Raw genomic sequence first — 18,668 nt, 5'->3', positions numbered from 1 at the left:
ATGAGTGTAGTAGCAAGGCAAGGCTTTAAATATTCCATCATTGGCTATATTGGTTTTTTGTTGGGGACAATTTCGGCAATTTTTATTTTCCCGAACGATTTTGAATTCTATGGAAAACTACGTTACATTCTTCCCAGCGCGGAATTCTTGGTTCCGTTTGTTGTGATGGGAATTTCTTATTCTAATGTGAAATTTTTTCACAAAGTAGATCAAGATGGTAAAAAACAGAATATGCTTTCCTTGTCATTGCTTGCTGTTTTTATCAACTTTATTATTTTCTTGTTGGTATTTTTCTTACTTCCTTATTTTTATCCAAAATTCAAAAATACGGAAGCCTGGAAAGTAAAGGAAATTATCCTGCCACTTGTGCTAATCCTCTCGTTTTGTGCAATTTTCAATAAATACACATCTAACTATAAGCGAATTGTAGTTTCTAATATTTTTGACAATCTATTTCCTAAAATTGCAAATTTAGGAGCTTTCTGCCTATTTTTCTATTTCGCTTTAAATCAAAACGTTGCATTTGCTTTTTTCTTTGGAATATTTGCCTTGATGCTTTTTGGATATATCCGATACACGAATAAACTTGATAAAATAAATTTCGATTTTAGTACGGATTATTTCAAAAAAGATGGTTTTTATAAAGAATTTTTTAATTACAGTTTCTTCGGATTCTTGGGAACTTTCGGGAATTACTTAGCCATCAACAGTTTGATGATCGGAGAATTTATGGGAATGGAAGAAAATGGGATTTATGCTGTTTTATACGCTCTTATTTCTTTAATTTCGATTCCACAGCTGGGATTATTCAATGTTTCTGCTCCTATTATTAGTAAAAATCTTGCAGATGGAGACATGGAAGATCTTGATAGATTTCATAAAAAAACGTCTTTGACCTTATATTTTTTAGGTGCTGTTTTGTTTTCGTGTATTATGGTCGGGTTTCCGTATTTGACATATTTTATGCCTAAAAATGGTGTAGAATTAAGGCTTTACGAACCTGTAATTTGGATTTGGGGATCTGCCGTTTTGGTGGATTTAGCAACCGGATTCAACGGAAATATTATTTCACTTTCAAAATATTACAAGTTTAATATTCTTGTAATGCTTTTATTAGCAGGTTTAACCATTGGATTGAATCTTTATTTTATTAAAAATACAGACTTGAAATTGATCGGAATTGCTTTATCTACTGCAATTTCTTTGACAACTTATAATGTAATTAAAATCGTTTTCAATTATTTCGTGTTCAAGGTTTCACCATTGTCGATTGAGATGATTTTTGTATCGATTATTTGTACTTTGGCGATTACGGTAGCTATTGTTTTGCCGAATTTTCATAGTAATTTCATCAATTTAGTGTACAAACCGGCAGTTGTTTTAATCTTGATTTTTATCGGAAATCATTTCACTAAAGTCTTTCCAATTGAGGATTATTTAAACAAAAACTTTATTAAAAGTATTTTTAAATTTAAATAGAAATCAAACTATTTAAAACTTGTTCGAGTTTTTCCTGAACGATTTTTTTATTGTAATTTCCCTGAAAATCGTAATTAGAGTTTTTAAGCTCGTTAAATTGCATAATAATATTTTCCTGCTGAGGAATAATAAAATCTAATTTGGATGGATAATTTGAAGGAAAAACGGCTAATTTTCCAAACTTAATAGCATCTCCTAAGTTTCCGGTCATCTTTGTTTCGCCGTAAATTTCTTTTTGGCTAAAAAATTCCGTTTCCTTTTGGATGGGACACCACAAAACATCAGTTTTTTGCATCCATTTTTCGAAATCGGTTTGGGTAACTCTTTCAGAAAAGAATTTTAACAAAATGTTTTGAGGTAAGTTCTTAGATAATTTTTCCAATTTTTCTAATTCATTCCCTTTTGCTTTTCCAAGAAATGTGAATATAAATTTTTCGTCAGTTTTTAAATTTTCAATGATATTAAAAACATGATCATAATCTCTCCTTTGCTGAGAAACTCCACCTGGAATTACAATTATTAAAACTTTATTTTCAGATTTTTCAAAGTTTTTGGTATAAAAAAGCGGCAGAAATTTAAATTGTTTCGAACTCAGTTCCTCATCCAAAACCAAAAGATTTTTTGCTTTTTGATATACTTTTGATGAATAAAATAAACCTTCTTTCCACCACAGTTTTAATCTGTAAATTGTATCTCCCTTGAAAATACTTTTAATTAAACTGAACCTTGAAGCTTTTATGAAATTCATGTTATGAACAATCACCGAGGTATTATATTTTTCTACAATTGCCTGAAATGTATTAAAATATCGGTGAACCGTTCCGATAATAATGAGATCATATTTTTTTGATTTTAATTGATCTAAAATCATCGAACTGTCGGAAAGAGAAATATTTTGTTCAGAATCTTTAATTTGGTCTTTTATTTTTTTTGAAAAGTAATAATCTACACTGAATTCCGCAGAATCCTGCATGATTTCTATAAAATCCTGAGCAATTTCTGCGTGTGTGTCTATTTCTATGTAGGCTATTTTTTTCAAAATTTTATTTTATTTAAACACTAATGACATTATTTTTTTACCAAATGACACAAACATTTTTTGATTGCTGTAGTTTTTATGAAATGAAAATATTCATATTTTCAGCCACTTTTTCTTCAACATATTCCAGCGTTGATCGTTGATGGCTTTTTGTTCGGCTTTTGAAATTTTTAATTCTAATTTTTGAGATCGACAGCTTTCGTATGATTTAATAATAGAAAAGAAGAACGAAATAGATTTACTTTTCATGGCTTCTTTTGAGGATGCGATGTAAGCCAAAAATCGATTTAATCCTAAAAAATAAAAATATCTTCCGTAATAATCTGCAGGTCTTATTGTGTAATCTGCACCTTTTACTTTTATTAATTTCACTTGTAATTCGGGCAAAACAACTTCTTTCCAACCTAGATTTTCAAGCAAAATTGCATCAATATTATCCCAACCTAATGTTTCACGAATTCCGCCCATTTGGATGAAACTTTCTTTGCGATAAGCTTTCATCGGACCGCGAACGTGGTGTCTGTTGGAATTTCCTTCATACACCCAATCTCCTTCTTTTTCAACATACAACAAACCTCCTACTAAACCATATTTTGGATTATTTTGAAAAGCTTCTTCAACAGTTTTCAGATAATTTTCAGACAAAATAATATCGGCATCGAATTTACAAATGACATCAAATTCATCAATATTTTGAGTATTTAATCCATTTTTAAAAGCATTCACAACTTTTGAACCCGGTTGATGTGCTGATTTTTGAAGATTAATCGTTTCGAATCTGGAATCGCCGTCTGTATATTTTTTGATAACCTCAGCAGTTTTGTCCGTAGAACCGTCGTTGACTATCACAACTTTAAAATCCTTAAAACTTTGTTGCTGTAAAGAATCTAATGTAAAAGGAAGATTGTTTTCCTCGTTGTGTGCAGGAATGATGATTAAAAATCTCAAAAGAAATATTTAAATAAAAGATGAATGATAAGCGATAAATGATAAATTAATCTTCATATTTTGCATCAATTATCATTTATCGCTTATTGTTAATACTATTTATTATGCGGTTTCAGCATGTTTTTAGGATCTAGAATTTCGTCCAGTTTCTCCTGTGAAAGAATTCCTTTTTCCAAAACAAGATTATAAACACTTTTCCCTGTTTCTAATGCTTCTTTTGCAATTGCCGTCGATTGCTTATATCCGATGTAAGGATTCAAAGCGGTTACAATTCCAATGCTGTGTTTTACCATATTCAAGCAAACTTCTTTGTTCGCAGTGATTCCTGTAACACATTTTTCACGAAGCGTGTCTAATGCATTACTCAGGAAATGGATATTTTCCATAATCGCGTGAGAAAGTACCGGTTCCATTACGTTTAATTGCAACTGCCCAGCTTCTGCTGCGAAAGTTACCGTTAAATCGTTTCCGAAAACTTTAAAACAAACCTGATTAACAACTTCCGGAATTACAGGATTTACTTTTCCAGGCATGATCGATGATCCCGGCTGCATTGGTGGTAAATTGATTTCTGAAAGTCCGGCTCTTGGTCCAGAAGACAATAATCTTAAGTCATTACAGATTTTTGACAATTTCACGGCAAGACGCTTCATTGCTGAAGAATAGATCACATAAGAACCTGTATCAGGCGTTGCCTCTACTAAATCCGGGGCGGAAGTTACCGGGAAACCTGTTAATTGTGCTAAATTTTTCGCACAAAGAGATGCATACCCAACTGGTGCGTTGATTCCCGTTCCGATTGCGGTTGCGCCCATATTTACTTCTACGAAAAGATTGGCATTGTTATTTAATTTAGAAATATCTTCTTCCAAAGTCGCGGCAAATGCTTCAAATTCCTGACCTAAAGTCATGGGAACAGCGTCCTGAAGCTGCGTTCTCCCCATTTTGATAACATCCTGAAATTCCTTTCCTTTTTCCCTGAAAGCATCAACGATTTTTTCAAGTTTTTCAACCAAATCAATATTCATATGCAGCAATCCCATTTTGATAGCCGTAGGATAGGCATCGTTGGTGGATTGAGAAAGGTTGATGTGATCATTTGGAGAACAAAACTCATATTCTCCCTTATTTTTTCCTAGTTTTTCTAAAACTCTGTTGGCAATTACTTCATTTGCATTCATGTTGATCGAAGTTCCTGCCCCTCCCTGAATCATATCCACCGGAAACTGATCGTGTAACTTACCGTCAATCAACTCATCACAAACTTCAGCAATTTTAAAATATAAACTTTCATCCAGTAAACCCAATTCATAGTTGGTTTTTGCTGCCGCTTTTTTCACGAAAGCCAAGCCTTTAATGAATTCAGGATACGAAGACAAAAGCTGCCCCGAAATTTTGAAATTGTTGATCGCTCTTTGCGTCTGTACTCCATAATAAGCATTCATTGGAACATCTAATTCGCCCAATAAATCGCTCTCTTTTCTAACATTTTCCATAATTTATGCTATAAATTAATGTATCAATTTAACAACGTACCAATTTAGCAATAAAATCATATACGATTACATATTGCTAGACTGATAGATTATTAAATTGCTAATTTTTTACTTCACTGGATATTTTTGTATTAAAGCCTGTAAGATCGAGAATGTCTCTGCATCCATAATTCCGTCATAATTTTGCGGGCGGAAATGGTATTGAAAAGCTTCAATTGTTTTCTTTGTTGCATCGTCCCATTTTCCACTCAAATCCAATGCATAACCGAATTTTTGTAATTGAGTCTGAACATTTACGATAAACGACGGATCGTTATATTTTGTCTGAAAATCAGTTGATGTTGCTAAGTCGTAATAACTCTGTTTTGATGCCTCATCGTACCACATTCCGATTTGATATTCGTCGTACAATTTTTTCCATGGAAACATTGGTCCCGGATCCTGCTTTCTAGTCGGAGCAATATCTGAATGCGCCAAAATATTGGTTGCCGGAATTTGATATCTCGTAACAATGTCTTTAACTAAAGCTGCTACTTTTTTCATCTGAGCATCATCGAAAGGGGCAAAAGTTCTTTTTCCTGCTGCATCGGTTGTGTAACCCATGTTTACAATTTCAATTCCAATTGAGGTGTCGTTAAGGTTTTTATCTGCTCTCCACGCACTTACTCCTGCGTGATATGCACGTTTGTTTTCGTCAACCAACTGATAAATTTCATTATCGCCTGTATTGTTTACCAAATAATGTGCACTCACGGTCTGCTGAGTAAGAACGGTGATCGATTTATCATCCGGTATTGCTGTATAATGTAAAATAAGATATCTCTGTCTGAAATTCTGAGCGACAGCCGGAAAATAGGTTTTTACTACTTTATAACCTGCCGGTTTTGCGGAAACAATAGAACCGTAACTTGCGGTGTTATCATTTTTCGTTGGATCTGCAATATTGGTAGTAAAAAATTCTACTCCATGATCCGATGTAATTTGTGGTTTTGGCTTTTCAGGAGTTTGTGTTTTTACAACGGTTTTTGGTTGTGCGACTGGGTTTTTCGGCTTGTATGAATTTTTCTTAACATTTTGTTGAGATGTACATGAAAAAACAAGAGTACTTAATCCGATGATATATAATGTCTTACGCATTGGTCTATTTTTTTAATCATTTATTACCTCAAAAATACACAAAATTTTCTTGAAAAATATTTGGTAAATAAAGAAATCTGTTCTATATTTGCACTCGCAATAACGGAACAACGATCATTAAAAAACAAAGATAAACAGGAGGGTTGCCGGAGTGGTTAACGGAGCAGTTTGCTAAACTGTCGACGCGAAAGTGTCGCAAGGGTTCGAATCCCTTACCCTCCGCTTTTCTATATATCTTCTCGGGGCGTAGCGTAGTCCGGTCATCGCGCCTGGTTTGGGACCAGGAGGTCGCAGGTTCGAATCCTGCCGCCCCGACTTTTTTTAACGCGCTTATTTTAACTAACTAAGCGAGAATCAACTCTTTAATGGGTGCGTAGCTCAGCTGGATAGAGCATCTGCCTTCTAAGCAGACGGTCAAAGGTTCGAATCCTTTCGCGCTCACATAAACCTTGCAACTTTTGTTGTGAGGTTTTTTGTTTTTTTAAACATTATTAAGAGTATAAAACTGAAATATCAAAAGGAAATTTCAATTTTATAATAATTGGACTCTGTATTTTTATAAAAGTAATATCTGAACCAATCGATAGAAGTTTTGTTTTAAATAAAAAAATATTCTCACTTTTATTATTCTTTTCAAAAATCGAGTTTATAATCTTCCAATCTTTTGAGGAAAAAATTTTCTTATTCATCACATATTCAATTTGTTGAAACCATTTATCATCTATCTTTACACTGTAATATGTTTTGTCTTGATTAGTTAAATTTATTTTAATACAATGGAATATATAAACCTCATTTCCCAAAAAAGTAATTGCTGTGATAATATCATCATACCAATCAATTATATGTAATTTTGTAATTTCCATGTTTATGTTTGATTTAAATTGAATTTGTAATTAAATAAACGTCAATTTTAATGATGGTTTTTCCTTGTTTGAAATCCTTTAATTTTAAGCAAAGAATTAAAAATATTATATTCTACTTTCAACTCAATACATTTCTCTTTATTTTCAATATAAACAACCTTATTTTGGAAGGAATAAAATATATCATTTCTGAACTTAATTTCGCTTTGATTGATATTTATTTTTATTAATTCTTTTTGAAGATTTTCTCCGATATTTTCGATCCCATTTTTTTAGAAATTTTTTATTTGAATGATACTCTAAGTTTTTGATGTTATCTATTTTTATTTTTGAAAAGTTTTCATGGAGTTTTTGTTCAATGTAAAAATTAGAGATAAATAAAATTGTTAGTAGCAAGAGCAATAAATGGAAAATTTTCTTTTTTATTTAAATTTAATCTAAAATAATGGTTATTAATTAGGTAAAGGTAATAAAAAAGAGCGTCGGAAAAATTAATAAAAATTTATCTCAAATTTATTTTCATAATTCAAAAAAACATTATACATTTGCAACCACAAAAAACAAGGTAATTCTTGTTAAAAAGATGACCTCAATCGGGGCGTAGCGTAGTCCGGTCATCGCGCCTGGTTTGGGACCAGGAGGTCGCAGGTTCGAATCCTGCCGCCCCGACAGTTTTAATAGTTTTTACAAAATTATTTAATGGGTGCGTAGCTCAGCTGGATAGAGCATCTGCCTTCTAAGCAGACGGTCAAAGGTTCGAATCCTTTCGCGCTCACAAGAACCTTGCAACTTTTGTTGTGAGGTTTTTTGTTTTTAAATTTCCTATCTTCCAAAGTAAAATTCCTTGCCTTCAATAGCAATAACTAAAGTATCTTTCTTTTTTATTTTATACAATTCCTTGCGATAGATATGAGGATCTTTTGCCAGCAGTGATAACTCACCATACTGTGTCGACATTACTTTTATATTCTTATCATCAATGTTTTGAATCTTGACAAGCAATCCGGTTCCTTTATCAAGATAATTATGCAAAATCCCGACTCTTGCTTTTATTGTATCGGAATTTACGATCAGATCATAATATTCAGGAATATTTTCTTTGCTTGACCCAAGCAGTTTATAATTCACAAATGAACTTCCGGGACACGAACACAAAAGCATACAGCTTCCAACAAAAAATAATATTTTAAATATAAATTTAGTTCTTGAATTAATCATAATTACTTTAAAATAACAATTAGTGAATATTTTTTTAATAAACTTTCAATTTACAAGTTTAGTATTCTCTTCAAAAATAAAAACCACCGTAAATATACAGTGGTTTTCAAATTTAACATTAAAAATTTTCTATTTCATTTTGTAAGAATTTCCATCCCACAAATAAACTTTCGAAGATTTTTTCTTCTTTTCACGATCTTTATCATCCTTTTCCATTTCTTCCATTTTAAAAATAAAAGCATTCGGAATTCCACCTTTATCATTTGGAAAAACAAATTCTTCGGAATGATAGTAAACATCGGCATCTCCAACGCTCATTAATTGAGGCAGAGCGATTAATTTTTTATCCCTAAAAAGAATATACTGGTCATAGCTCGCAATTCCACATGCTTCGCCCGAAACCACTGCTTTTAAGGTTAATTCAACGTTTTGAAGTTTATGATTACTTTCTATGCTGAATGTTCCATAGCTCAGACTTTCACCCGATCCCGTATCAAAAGAAACCTCATCAATTAAAGTATTTCCCTGAATAGCCTTTACAGACGCTATATTTTGCTTAATAAGGGTTTCCGGATATTGCTTATCTTTTTTACTAATTGTTTTCGTTAAACCAAAAAGAAAATCGTAACCGTTTTTATTTCTGTATCCAACTGCAAGATTTCCACCCCAAACATAACCTTCGGAAGTTTTATCATCTTTTTGATAAGATATTCTATACCAATTTGAACTTCTTTCACCCAATTGTAGAATAATTTCCTCTTTTTTAAGAATAAGAATCTGTTGATTGGTTTGCAGAGAATCCAAAATTTGAGAATTGACGTTCGGTTCTTGTCGAATTCTCGTCCAATCGGTAAAAATTTTCTGGGTTTTATTTTCTTCAAAATTAAAAATACCATTGGCATACGATTCTTCCTGCGCAGAAAAAACCTGAACAATGAATAAAAATAAAACGGTAAAAAAGGTTTTCATATTAATATTTGGGTGAATTTATTTTTCAAGGAGCAAACTTACCCACTCTTCTCTTTGAAGCTGTTTTTTAAGTTCCAATCCGTTTTCTTTACAAACTTCTAAAATATCATCAACATCAAAGAAACACAATCCGGAAAGCAATAATTTTCCGCCATCATTTAATACCGAAACATAAGTTGGAATGTCTGAAATAAGGATATTTCTGTTGATATTTGCTAAAATAATATCGTAATTTTCTTTTCCTAAATTCTCGGCAGTTCCAAGTTCAATATCCAGTTCAACATTGTTTCTTACTGCATTTTCTTTTGAATTTTCAACAGACCATTCGTCAATATCAATAGCTTTTGTATCTCCTGCCCCATTTTGTTTTGCGTAAATGGCTAAAACAGATGTTCCACAGCCCATATCCAAAACTTTTTTACCATTAAAATCTATATCCATCATTTGTTGGATCATTAAATGTGTTGTTGGGTGATGCCCTGTTCCGAAAGACATTTTTGGCTGAATCACAATTTCGTGCATACCTGGCACGGACTCGTGAAATTCGGCACGGATTAAAACTTTATTGTCGATATTAATAGGTTCGAAATTCTTTTCCCATTCTTCATTCCAGTTGATGTTGGGCATTTCCTGAAAAGTATACTCAATTTTTACATCTTCATTTTGAAAGAGCGGAAGCACCTTCAATTCTTCTTCATTAAATAAATCTTTCTGAATATATCCTAAAATACCCTCCATCTCTTCTGTGAAACTGTCAAAGCCTATTTCAATAAGTTCTGCCATTAATATTTCGTTCCACGGCTGAAGCGGAGTGATTTTGAAATCGAATTCTAAATAATTTTGCATGTGAATAATTTGTTGCAAAAATAAAACTACTTTTTTGATTTATTGGAATATTGTCCTTTTGTTTTTTTAACGCAAAGAGCGCAAAGTTTTCTTTGAAATTATTGAGAATATTTTTCGTTCCAAAAGGCGTTTCACTCAGCAAAGAACACATCGAATATCATTTTGATAAAGGAAGAATCTGTTTTTGAGATTGCTTCAATCCGTTCGCAATGACAATTTAGTGAATAAAAAAAAGCGAACCGATGTCCGCTTCTATTGATACTTTTGATCTTTAAATTTTAAACCAATTAAGGATTTGTTGAGAAAATTGAACCGTTTGCAATTAAAGCTCTTCTATTCATTTTCAAAATATCTCTTACCCATTCTGCAAAATCTTCCGGTTGAAGAACCTTATCCGGATTTCCATCCGTTAAACCTCCCTGAATAGACATATCTGAAGCAATTGTACTTGGTGTAAGTGTAATTACACGGATGTTTTGTTTTCTCCATTCCGCCATCATCGATTGAGATAATGAAACAACCGCCGCCTTCGATGCTGCATAAGCCGACATATTTGGTCCGCCTTTCAAACCTGCTGTTGATGCTACATTTACAATATCTCCTTCACTCTTTTCTTTCATGAATGGATGAACCGCTTTTGCAGCGTAATATACCCCAAAAAGATTGGTTTTGATAACCTGTTCCCAAGTTTCAGAAGACATATCTTCGATTGAACCAAAGTCTCCGATTCCTGCATTGTTGATCAGAATATCAACGCCACCTAATTGTTCCACCAAAGATTCGATTCCTGCTTTTACATGAATTTCATTATCAATACTGAAAACTGCATACGCCGCTTTTACACCCAATTTCTGGATTTCATCGACGGTCATTTTCAGGTTTTCTTCGTTTCTTCCAGTGATCCCAATATTCACCCCTTCATTTGCCAACGCCAAAGCGACCGCTTTTCCAAGCCCTCTTCCTCCACCTGTGATGATGGCATTTTTTCCGTTTATATTCATTTTAATTAGAATTTTATTCGTTTAAGCAAATTTACGAAAGGAATTTTTGATTAAAACATAAATGTTATAAATGTTTTTAATGATTTATATGCTTTTTTAATATTTAAAACTTCCGAAAACTTCTTTTGATTCCCACAACTTATTTGAGATCTTCGGAGAAGTTATTTGGCTACAAAAGGTTTGCTTTAAATATAATTCTATTTTATAATATAGCTCTCCGCCATGTTTGTCATCCCGTAGGGATCTAGACACGAATCTTTCCATAATATTTCTAATACTATGCCTAGATCCCTACAGGATGACAAACTCCATGGAAATTATTGAAAAGAAAAAATAAAACTTTAGACAAGTTTCAACAAAAAAACCGACCCAAAAAGAGTCGGTTTATTGAAAGTATAGTAATAAATGAAAAAATTAAGGAATAAGAACCGAATTTTGTACTTCGAATTCCTGTGATGTTGAGAACTGATTTCCATACATGTCCGTCGCTCTTACCTCAACCTTATGTTTTCCTAAAGAAAGTTTTTTTGTAAAATCTCCTGTCCAGATGTGTTTTGAAATTTCCGGATTTGAAGGTCTTCTTCCCGGGAAAAGATTTTGCGTCGTATCCCATTTGAAAACCGACATTGCGAAACTTGGGTCTACCGTTTCGTCATACTCCATATCTTCCCACTTTTCACCGTCGATTCTGTATTCTACCTTGTCTTTTTTACTTCCCATGAAGAAATTTGCCAAGATTTTTGCAGACGTTTTCCCAGGATGCGGAACTGCTTTCGGAACGTATAAATTGATCTGATAATCTTCCGGTTTTCCGGCAGTTTTATATTTAACTTTATATTGATTATCATTAAAACTAATGAAAGAATATCCTTTTGCTGTTCCGTCTCTCATCGTAGAAGTCGGTAATCCAAGGTCATCTGAAGTTCCTGACCACCAATCTCCGCAAGTTGTTCCTACGTTGTATTCATGAAGGTCTTTTGAACCATTCCAACCCGTTGCTTTTCCGTAAAAAAGTTGTTGCTGAATATGCGTATGAGCCGATAAAATAAGTGCATTTTGGAAAGGAACTAAATAATCAAACAATTTCTGACGGTCTGAATTTCTGAAATTATCTTCATTTTTATGCTCCAACGGAATGTGGAAAGAAACAACGATTAATTTGCTTTTATCAACCAATTTCAAATCGTTTTCAACGAATTTTAACTGATCTTCACGGAAGCCTCCCCAATATCCTTTTCCGTCTCTCGGATCCGGATACAAAATATCATCCAAAATGATAAAGTGAACATTTCCATAGTTGAAAGAATAATTCGCAGGTCCGAAATTCGATTCAAAGGTTTCGTCCGAAAGCTGGTCTTCTTTTGCATCATAATTCATATCGTGGTTACCCATCACGTTGTACCAAGGCAATCCGACTTCCTTCATGACGTCTGCGTAAGGTTTTTGTAAACTTAAATTATCTCCAACCAAATCACCCAAACTAATTCCCAGCACCGCATTTTTCTTGGTGTTTTTAACCTCATTTACAATCGCTCTTTTAAAATAATCCAATTGTTTTTCCGTGTAAGGCTGCGGATCTCCAAAAACCAAAATATCGAAGTTTTTGCTTTCGTTTTGCTTATTTAAAGCAAAATTAATCTCTTTAGGAAGCTCACCCGTCGGCGCAGAACCTTTGTATTTAAAATCTGCCGGAGAACCTTTTGGTTTGTATTGATAATAATATTGAGGTAAATTATTTCCGTTCACCGGAGTCATGTAACCGGAAGGTTTGATCACAAAAACCGTTTGCCCATCTTGGATTGGTAAGCTGTATCTTCCGTTTTTGTCCGTTAAAACAACCTGAGTTCCGTTGGAAACCGCTACTCCTTCGATTCCTTTTTCTTTATTTTCTTTCTTCTGGTTTTTGTTGATATCTTCATAGACATATCCTGATACAGAAGCTTGTGAAAATGCCATTGCTGAAATTAATAGACATGGCATTAAAAATTTTATGTTCATTTTATTATTATTGAATTTAAATTTTGGCTAAAGCCAATTTTGCTTTTTGTTTTAAAAATCGGGCTAAAGCCCGATCCTATTGATGAATTTTCAGTTTAAACATCAACCTTAACCTATGGTTTATTCCACCAAACTTTTACATTGATATCATCGCCACCCATTTGCTGAACCGCCGCCTGATAATTGGTTGTATTTAAAACTCTTGGATTTGGCGGATACATCAATCTTGATGGTAAATTCCCGTTATTTAGAAGACCTCCGTTATTTGGTAAAATCGGGAAACCTGTTCTTCTTTTTTCAAACCATTGTTGCTGATCTACAAAGAATAAAGCCACATATTTTTGAAGCATAATTCTTTCTAAAGTTCCATTATAAGCCACATTTGTATTCGTGAAATAAGTAGCAGGCATTGTCGAACCCCACTGTTCAATCGTAGCTTTTACACCGTTTTCATAGAAAGTTTGTGCGCTTCCGGGAATAATTCCTTTAAAAGCCAATTCAGATAGAATAAATTGAAGCTCAGCATAAGGAAAAATTAAAATATTTAATGGAGCTTTTGCCAAATTCTGATTCATATTCGAAGGCTGATAATCGAAAGTTGTTCCGTAAGCATATCCTGATGGAGCACCTTTGTACCCGATATTTGCGTTCGCAGGAATACTTTTTGCCTGACCGAAAAACATTGACATTCGCGGATCGTTGTTTGCCTTTAAAGTTTCAACAAAAAATGCTGAAGCAGCTCTTCCGGTTGTAAAGTCCTGGGGTCTTGCAATTGGAGGAAGAAGTGGTGCAACACCTGTCACCGCTACTTTTGCAGTCTCCGCATTGCTCTGTAAAATCGGATAGGTTGTCGGATTACTGATGATTTCCTGAATTCTTTCATTTACGTTTACTTCTCCATTTTTGCTTAAAATTCTTGTTAATAATCTTAAAGAAAGAGAATTACAGAATTTTTTCCAGTTTATAATTCCATTTGCGTCGCTTTCGGCTTTGTAGAAAATATCAGATCCTGTTAATGTTTTAGTCGTAACAAAAAGAGAGTTTGCTTTTTTCAATTCATCCAATAAAGCCACGTAAATATCTTTCTGCTTATCAAATTTAGGTTGAGAAACTCCTTCATCTAAGCTTGACGCCTGAGAAAAAGGAACATCACCATAAGTATCCGTTAGATTTGAATAGATCCAGGCATTCAAAACCATTGAAATTGCCAGATAATTCGGGTCATTGTCTCTTTCGGCAGCAAATCTCATGTCTTTAATTTGCTTCAACCACTTGTAGCTGTTGTTCCAGAAACCTGAACCTGTATTTTCAGTGATGTAATATCTGCTTAAAGAATTTCCTTCATTTGGAAAATCAAGAGAAACCTGCATGATATCGAAAGTGAAATCATTCGCTCTCATATAGTTTACGGCAGCCATATTGTACTGAATCGGAACCAGTAATTTTGATGCGACAGGTTCGCTGATTCGGCTTTCATCAACGTTTACTTCATCCAGATTTCTTCCGCATGACACAGAAATAAGACCAATTCCTGCAATTAATAATGTATTTAAAAGTAATTTTTTCATGATTTTAAATTTTAGAATTTAACATTAAGCTGAACTCCAACAGTTCTTGCAGTTGGTAATTGTCCCATTTCCACACCTGGTGTAATCTGGTTGTCATTCAATGTTGCAGCTTCCGGATCAAATAATGGGAACTTCGTCCACATCCAAAGATTTCTTCCAAATACAGCCAATGTGAGATCTGTAAGTTTAAGCTGCTCTGTTACACTTTTCGGGAAAGAATATGCAATTCTTGCATCTCTTAATTTAATGAAAGAAGTATCAAAAGTATTCGTCTCCACATTTGCTCTTCTATAATAATCTGCATAATAAGCAGATACCAAAACTCCTTTTGTATTTGGAGAGAATGAACCGTCAGGATTCTGAACAACTCCCGCTCCAACAATTAAACCTCCAGGATTTTCTCTTCCGATCAAAGTATGCTCCAACTTCCCTTGCTCTGTCATTTTGTGATGAGACTGCGAATATGCCATACCTTTGTACTGTCCGTCGAATGAGAAACTTACCGTAATTCCTTTATATCTGAATTCATTTTGAAGACCTGCTCTCCATTCCGGATATGCATTTCCGATTTTCTTCATCTGAGTTGGTTTCCCTGTTAAACCATCACTTCCAAAAATCACCTGTCCATCAGGAGAATACATCAATCCATAACCATACATATCTCCCAAAGAACCACCAACAAAAGCATTATAATAAACCACACCTCCTACACTTGCCATTGTATAAGGCTCTCCGTGGAATTCTTCAGGAAGAGAAAGGATTTTGTTTCTGTTCAATGACCAGTTTGCATTTACACTCCATGAGAAATTTTTATTTTTAATTGGAAATGTATTTAAAGTCATTTCAATTCCTCTGTTTCTGATTTCCCCTGCGTTAATGATTCTTCCGCTGTAACCTGTTTCCCATAATGCAGGAATTGTAACAATCTGATCTTTAGAATTACTTTGATATGCTGTAATTGAGTAGTTAATTCTATTTTTAAGGAAACTGAAATCCATTCCCGCTTCCATATTGGTAATCATGTTTGGTCTCAGATTCGGATTTGGGAATGTTGCCGGAGATTCTACAGAACCAGCAAAATCACTGTTGTTATAGTATTTAATTAACTGATAAGGATTTGTATCATTACCAACTTTCGACCATGAAGCTCTTAATTTCCAATAATTAAATTTCTGAGAAGTAAAATTGAAAATATCGGAAAGGATAAATGAAGTTGCAACCGATGGATAGAAATAAGAACGGTTTTGCGCCGGAAGTGTACTGCTCCAGTCATTTCTTGCGGTAAGGTCTAAGAAAATTTTATTTTTATAGCTTACATTCGCCAAGGCATATGTACTATTTACCTGTTTATCCGAAGGTTTTGCAAATTTTGTAATATTTGAAATACCATTTGGCATGGTGTAGACTCCCGGTTTCAATAATCCGTCTGCCAGATAATCATACATGGTGTATTCTATATAACGAATATTTCCCCCTGCAGAAGCACTAAAATCGAAGTCATTGAATTTATTTCTGTATGTGAATAACACATCATTATTTAAATCCATCGAGTTGATATGCTGTTCTCTATACATTCCCTGAAGATAGTTTGCAGAACTCCAAGGTCTTTTTTGGGTACGCAATTCGTTATTCAATTCCAGTCCTGAACGTACCATTACGTCGAAGTTTTTGGTAATTTTATAATTCAAATTCACGTTTCCTGTGATGAAGTTTTTATCAACTCCATTCAGCATTTCATAAGCAATTAAATAAGGGTTGTCGATAAACGAGCTGAACGGGTGAATTTGATCAACCTGCTCTTTTCCTTTCTTCCAAATGGGTTCGTACCAAGCCAGATCCACGTTTGGATTCTGGAAAATCATGAAGTATGAAATCGATTGATTACTATATCCCGTCGCAGGTAAATTGTCGCTTTTTGTTTTGTTGAAATTGAATTTTACTCCAACTTTTAATTTTTCACTTAATTTATGATCAAATGAAAGCGCAGCATTGAATCTGTCGAAACCTGTATTGGGCATCATCCATTCATTATTCAAATATGTTAAAGATGTTCTGAAAGATGTCGTTTCATTTGAGCTCTCAATCGCAACGTTGTTGGAGAATGTAGTTCCTGTCTTCCAGAAACCTTTAATGTTATCTTTATAAGGCTGCCACAGCTGTCTCGTTGCGCTTTGCCCCTCAGTGGTCGGATCGTACTGGAAGTAATACTGTCCTGCGAATTTCGGACCGAAGGCACTACTTGTTCCACCCGTGCTTACACCGTCTGCAGAAGCTCCGTATGAATAAAAATAATTTCCGTTGGTATCTTTCTGCATTGTTCCCTGTCCGTATTCATACTGCCAATCCGGCCATTTCAAAACCGAATCGTAGCTAGAATAAGAATTTAAGGTAACCTGAATTTTTCCTTTCTTGGTTTTTCCTGATTTTGTTGTGATCATTACCGCTCCTGCAGCACCTCGCGAACCATACAAAGCAGATGCAGTAGAACCTTTCAATACTGTGATTGATTCGATATCATCAGGATTAATGGTGTTGATTCCGTTTCCGTAATCAATTGGTAAGTCTGCTTTGGAACCCGCTCCATAAGCTGAAAATCCGGTTCCAGTCGTATTATTGTTCAATGGAACACCGTCTACAACGATAAGAGCGTTGTTTTCATTCGCGTTCATGGAAATATCTCCGCGAAGTTTAATCAAAGAACTTCCCAAAGGTCCTGCTCCAGCTGTTTGAATTTTCAAACCAGCTACCTTTCCTTCCAAAGCCTGTGACCAGTTGTTGTTCTGAGTTTCCAACAACTCATCAGACTTTACGGTTTCTGCAACATACCCTAGAGATCGATCTTGCCTTTTGATCCCTAAAGCCGTTACCACAACCTCATCAATGGATTTAATGGTGTCTCGCTTAGCCTTTTGTTGAGCCGCCAAATTTACACTGACCAGTCCTAATAGTGATAAAATGAGTACTTTTTGTGTCTCTTTACGCATATCTTTTTTGTTTGCGCAAAATTAAAACGACATTATGATTACGGTTTTAATACTATTTTAACATTTATTAAAGAATTATTAAACACCATATGAACGGAATTTAAACAAAAACACATACACTTTTGGTTAACAACAGGTTAAATAAATTAAGAAATATTAATGCAACCGATTAAACTTATTTCAATAATTTTATTGTCTTTTCTTGAAAAAATAAAAGATCCCACACAAATACGCAGATTATTAAAGATTAAATTAATTTTAACTTAAGCAGTAAGCAAAAAAAACAGTCCTTCTCAAAAGAGATGAACTGCTTATAATTGGTTAATATTTTCTTAAAAGCCTATTACTTTTTAAGCTGATCCGGAATGTTTGTAGTGATAAATCCGATTCCTTGCTTTTTTAATTCGTCTGAAACAGCAACGTCATTTACCGTCCATGCATTGGTGATTAATCCCAAAGCTTTTGCATCTGCAATCCAAGTCGGATTTTTCTGGAAGATGCTGTAATGGTAATCTAGTCCGTCTAAGCCTTCCTCTTTGATTTGCTGTGGAGACAACTCTCCTTTTAAATACTGAACTTTGAAAGACGGTTCTAATTTTTTAATTTCCTTACAGATATTTAAGCTGAAAGAAATAAAATCGCATTGACCTCCCAACTTCATATCCTTAATCATTTTGATTGTTTTTGCCGTCAATTCATCTTCTTTTTCCTTTGTTTTATCCGGCTTTATTTCAACAACCAAACGTAATGATTTATCTTTCTTTCCTTGTTTTAAATAATCTTTTAATGTCGGAAAATTTTCACCGTTGGATAATTTTACTTTTTCTAATTCTTTAAAATTTGTTTCAGAAATTTCCATTTTTGCGTGATGTTCGTCGTGGTTTACTACCAAAACGCCATCTTTCGTCATTCTCACATCGAATTCCGCTCCGTAAATCTTCAAATTTTGTGCATTTTCCAGCGATTTCAACGAGTTTTCCGTCGTTGGTGGCTGCGTCTGCCAATAACCTCTGTGCGCGACAATCTGGGTTTGTGCCTTCATGATAACTGTGCTTAAAACTGCTAACCCTAAGATAATTTTTTTCATAATATAAATTAGATATTTAAAATAAAAGTCTC

At 34.0% G+C, this 18,668-nt stretch carries 14 protein-coding genes and 5 tRNA genes; 6 read left to right on the top strand and 13 right to left on the bottom strand.

Annotated features, from left to right (window positions below; translation table 11 throughout):
• Entirely contained in the window at positions 1 to 1,479 is a 1,479-nt protein-coding gene (locus ACKX2A_RS17120; RefSeq protein ID WP_415326145.1) for a lipopolysaccharide biosynthesis protein, read from the top strand.
• Here ACKX2A_RS17120 and ACKX2A_RS17115 read toward each other — a convergent pair.
• The 4 genes from ACKX2A_RS17115 to ACKX2A_RS17100 form a co-directional block, all read right to left on the bottom strand.
• Positions 1,472 to 2,518 carry a hypothetical protein gene (locus ACKX2A_RS17115; RefSeq protein ID WP_415326143.1) on the bottom strand — a complete coding sequence of 349 codons (1,047 nt, stop codon included), beginning with the start codon at positions 2,516 to 2,518 and terminating at the stop codon, positions 1,472 to 1,474. The two genes, ACKX2A_RS17120 and ACKX2A_RS17115, sit on opposite strands and share 8 nt — an antisense overlap.
• Before the next feature lie 93 nt (positions 2,519 to 2,611).
• Positions 2,612 to 3,466 carry a glycosyltransferase gene (locus ACKX2A_RS17110; protein ID WP_415326141.1) on the bottom strand — a complete coding sequence of 285 codons (855 nt, stop codon included), beginning with the start codon at positions 3,464 to 3,466 and terminating at the stop codon, positions 2,612 to 2,614.
• Positions 3,467 to 3,561: 95 nt separating this feature from the next.
• Positions 3,562 to 4,962, bottom strand: a complete 1,401-nt coding sequence (gene aspA / locus ACKX2A_RS17105) for an aspartate ammonia-lyase (protein WP_415326140.1) — start codon at positions 4,960 to 4,962, stop codon at positions 3,562 to 3,564.
• A gap of 108 nt (positions 4,963 to 5,070) precedes the next feature.
• Entirely contained in the window at positions 5,071 to 6,099 is a 1,029-nt protein-coding gene (locus ACKX2A_RS17100; RefSeq protein ID WP_415326138.1) for an N-acetylmuramoyl-L-alanine amidase, read from the bottom strand.
• 137 nt (positions 6,100 to 6,236) lie between these two features.
• Between ACKX2A_RS17100 and ACKX2A_RS17095 the strand changes: the two genes are divergently transcribed.
• From ACKX2A_RS17095 to ACKX2A_RS17085, 3 genes are all read left to right on the top strand, one after another.
• A tRNA-Ser gene (locus tag ACKX2A_RS17095) sits at positions 6,237 to 6,321 on the top strand.
• Positions 6,322 to 6,339: 18 nt separating this feature from the next.
• Positions 6,340 to 6,414 (top strand) — tRNA-Pro (locus ACKX2A_RS17090).
• A 52-nt stretch (positions 6,415 to 6,466) separates the two neighbouring features.
• Positions 6,467 to 6,540, top strand: a tRNA-Arg gene (locus tag ACKX2A_RS17085).
• A gap of 50 nt (positions 6,541 to 6,590) precedes the next feature.
• Here the strand turns inward: ACKX2A_RS17085 and ACKX2A_RS17080 are convergent.
• The gene (locus ACKX2A_RS17080; protein ID WP_415326136.1) at positions 6,591 to 6,965 is read right to left on the bottom strand and encodes a hypothetical protein; all 375 of its coding nucleotides are present in this window, start codon (positions 6,963 to 6,965) and stop codon (positions 6,591 to 6,593) included.
• A 594-nt stretch (positions 6,966 to 7,559) separates the two neighbouring features.
• Here ACKX2A_RS17080 and ACKX2A_RS17075 point away from each other — a divergent pair.
• Together ACKX2A_RS17075 and ACKX2A_RS17070 are read left to right on the top strand one after the other, a co-directional pair.
• Positions 7,560 to 7,634 (top strand) — tRNA-Pro (locus ACKX2A_RS17075).
• Positions 7,635 to 7,666: 32 nt separating this feature from the next.
• Positions 7,667 to 7,740 (top strand) — tRNA-Arg (locus ACKX2A_RS17070).
• Positions 7,741 to 7,787: 47 nt separating this feature from the next.
• Here ACKX2A_RS17070 and ACKX2A_RS17065 read toward each other — a convergent pair.
• From ACKX2A_RS17065 to ACKX2A_RS17030, 8 genes are all read right to left on the bottom strand, one after another.
• On the bottom strand, positions 7,788 to 8,183 hold the full coding sequence (locus tag ACKX2A_RS17065; protein ID WP_415326134.1) for a hypothetical protein: 396 nt from the start codon (positions 8,181 to 8,183) through the stop codon (positions 7,788 to 7,790).
• A gap of 129 nt (positions 8,184 to 8,312) precedes the next feature.
• Complete coding sequence (locus ACKX2A_RS17060) at positions 8,313 to 9,152, bottom strand: SH3 domain-containing protein (protein ID WP_415326133.1); 840 nt, start codon at positions 9,150 to 9,152, stop codon at positions 8,313 to 8,315.
• A gap of 18 nt (positions 9,153 to 9,170) precedes the next feature.
• On the bottom strand, positions 9,171 to 9,998 hold the full coding sequence (prmA, locus tag ACKX2A_RS17055) for a 50S ribosomal protein L11 methyltransferase (RefSeq protein ID WP_415326131.1): 828 nt from the start codon (positions 9,996 to 9,998) through the stop codon (positions 9,171 to 9,173).
• Positions 9,999 to 10,285: 287 nt separating this feature from the next.
• The gene (locus tag ACKX2A_RS17050) at positions 10,286 to 10,999 is read right to left on the bottom strand and encodes a 3-ketoacyl-ACP reductase (RefSeq protein WP_415326129.1); all 714 of its coding nucleotides are present in this window, start codon (positions 10,997 to 10,999) and stop codon (positions 10,286 to 10,288) included.
• Between the two features lie 414 nt (positions 11,000 to 11,413).
• Positions 11,414 to 12,979: a calcineurin-like phosphoesterase C-terminal domain-containing protein gene (locus ACKX2A_RS17045; RefSeq protein WP_415326128.1), complete on the bottom strand. Its 1,566-nt coding sequence runs from the start codon at positions 12,977 to 12,979 to the stop codon at positions 11,414 to 11,416.
• 131 nt (positions 12,980 to 13,110) lie between these two features.
• Positions 13,111 to 14,565, bottom strand: a complete 1,455-nt coding sequence (locus ACKX2A_RS17040) for a SusD/RagB family nutrient-binding outer membrane lipoprotein (RefSeq protein ID WP_415326127.1) — start codon at positions 14,563 to 14,565, stop codon at positions 13,111 to 13,113.
• A gap of 11 nt (positions 14,566 to 14,576) precedes the next feature.
• Positions 14,577 to 17,549 (bottom strand): SusC/RagA family TonB-linked outer membrane protein, encoded by a 2,973-nt coding sequence (locus ACKX2A_RS17035; RefSeq protein ID WP_415326125.1) that lies wholly within the window; start codon positions 17,547 to 17,549, stop codon positions 14,577 to 14,579.
• A gap of 343 nt (positions 17,550 to 17,892) precedes the next feature.
• Positions 17,893 to 18,636, bottom strand: coding sequence for a glycerophosphodiester phosphodiesterase family protein (locus ACKX2A_RS17030; protein WP_415326123.1), 744 nt, complete (start codon positions 18,634 to 18,636; stop codon positions 17,893 to 17,895).
• Between the last annotated feature and the right edge of the window lie 32 nt (positions 18,637 to 18,668).

Source organism: Chryseobacterium sp. MMS23-Vi53 (assembly GCF_047651245.1).
Lineage (GTDB): Bacteria > Bacteroidota > Bacteroidia > Flavobacteriales > Weeksellaceae > Chryseobacterium.
Note: the sequence above shows the minus strand (reverse complement) of the source record. Positions and strands in the feature narration are given on the sequence as shown.

Excerpts from the sequence above, each read along its gene's own strand:
- ACKX2A_RS17120 (WP_415326145.1), top strand. The coding sequence starts at position 1 with ATGAGTGTAGTAGCAAGGCAAGGCTTTAAATATTCCATCATTGGCTAT.
- aspA (WP_415326140.1), bottom strand. The coding sequence starts at position 4,962 with ATGGAAAATGTTAGAAAAGAGAGCGATTTATTGGGCGAATTAGATGTT.
- ACKX2A_RS17100 (WP_415326138.1), bottom strand. The coding sequence starts at position 6,099 with ATGCGTAAGACATTATATATCATCGGATTAAGTACTCTTGTTTTTTCA.
- ACKX2A_RS17080 (WP_415326136.1), bottom strand. The coding sequence starts at position 6,965 with ATGGAAATTACAAAATTACATATAATTGATTGGTATGATGATATTATC.
- ACKX2A_RS17065 (WP_415326134.1), bottom strand. The coding sequence starts at position 8,183 with ATGATTAATTCAAGAACTAAATTTATATTTAAAATATTATTTTTTGTT.
- ACKX2A_RS17060 (WP_415326133.1), bottom strand. The coding sequence starts at position 9,152 with ATGAAAACCTTTTTTACCGTTTTATTTTTATTCATTGTTCAGGTTTTT.
- prmA (WP_415326131.1), bottom strand. The coding sequence starts at position 9,998 with ATGCAAAATTATTTAGAATTCGATTTCAAAATCACTCCGCTTCAGCCG.
- ACKX2A_RS17050 (WP_415326129.1), bottom strand. The coding sequence starts at position 10,999 with ATGAATATAAACGGAAAAAATGCCATCATCACAGGTGGAGGAAGAGGG.
- ACKX2A_RS17045 (WP_415326128.1), bottom strand. The coding sequence starts at position 12,979 with ATGCCATGTCTATTAATTTCAGCAATGGCATTTTCACAAGCTTCTGTA.
- ACKX2A_RS17040 (WP_415326127.1), bottom strand. The coding sequence starts at position 14,565 with ATGAAAAAATTACTTTTAAATACATTATTAATTGCAGGAATTGGTCTT.
- ACKX2A_RS17035 (WP_415326125.1), bottom strand. The coding sequence starts at position 17,549 with ATGCGTAAAGAGACACAAAAAGTACTCATTTTATCACTATTAGGACTG.
- ACKX2A_RS17030 (WP_415326123.1), bottom strand. The coding sequence starts at position 18,636 with ATGAAAAAAATTATCTTAGGGTTAGCAGTTTTAAGCACAGTTATCATG.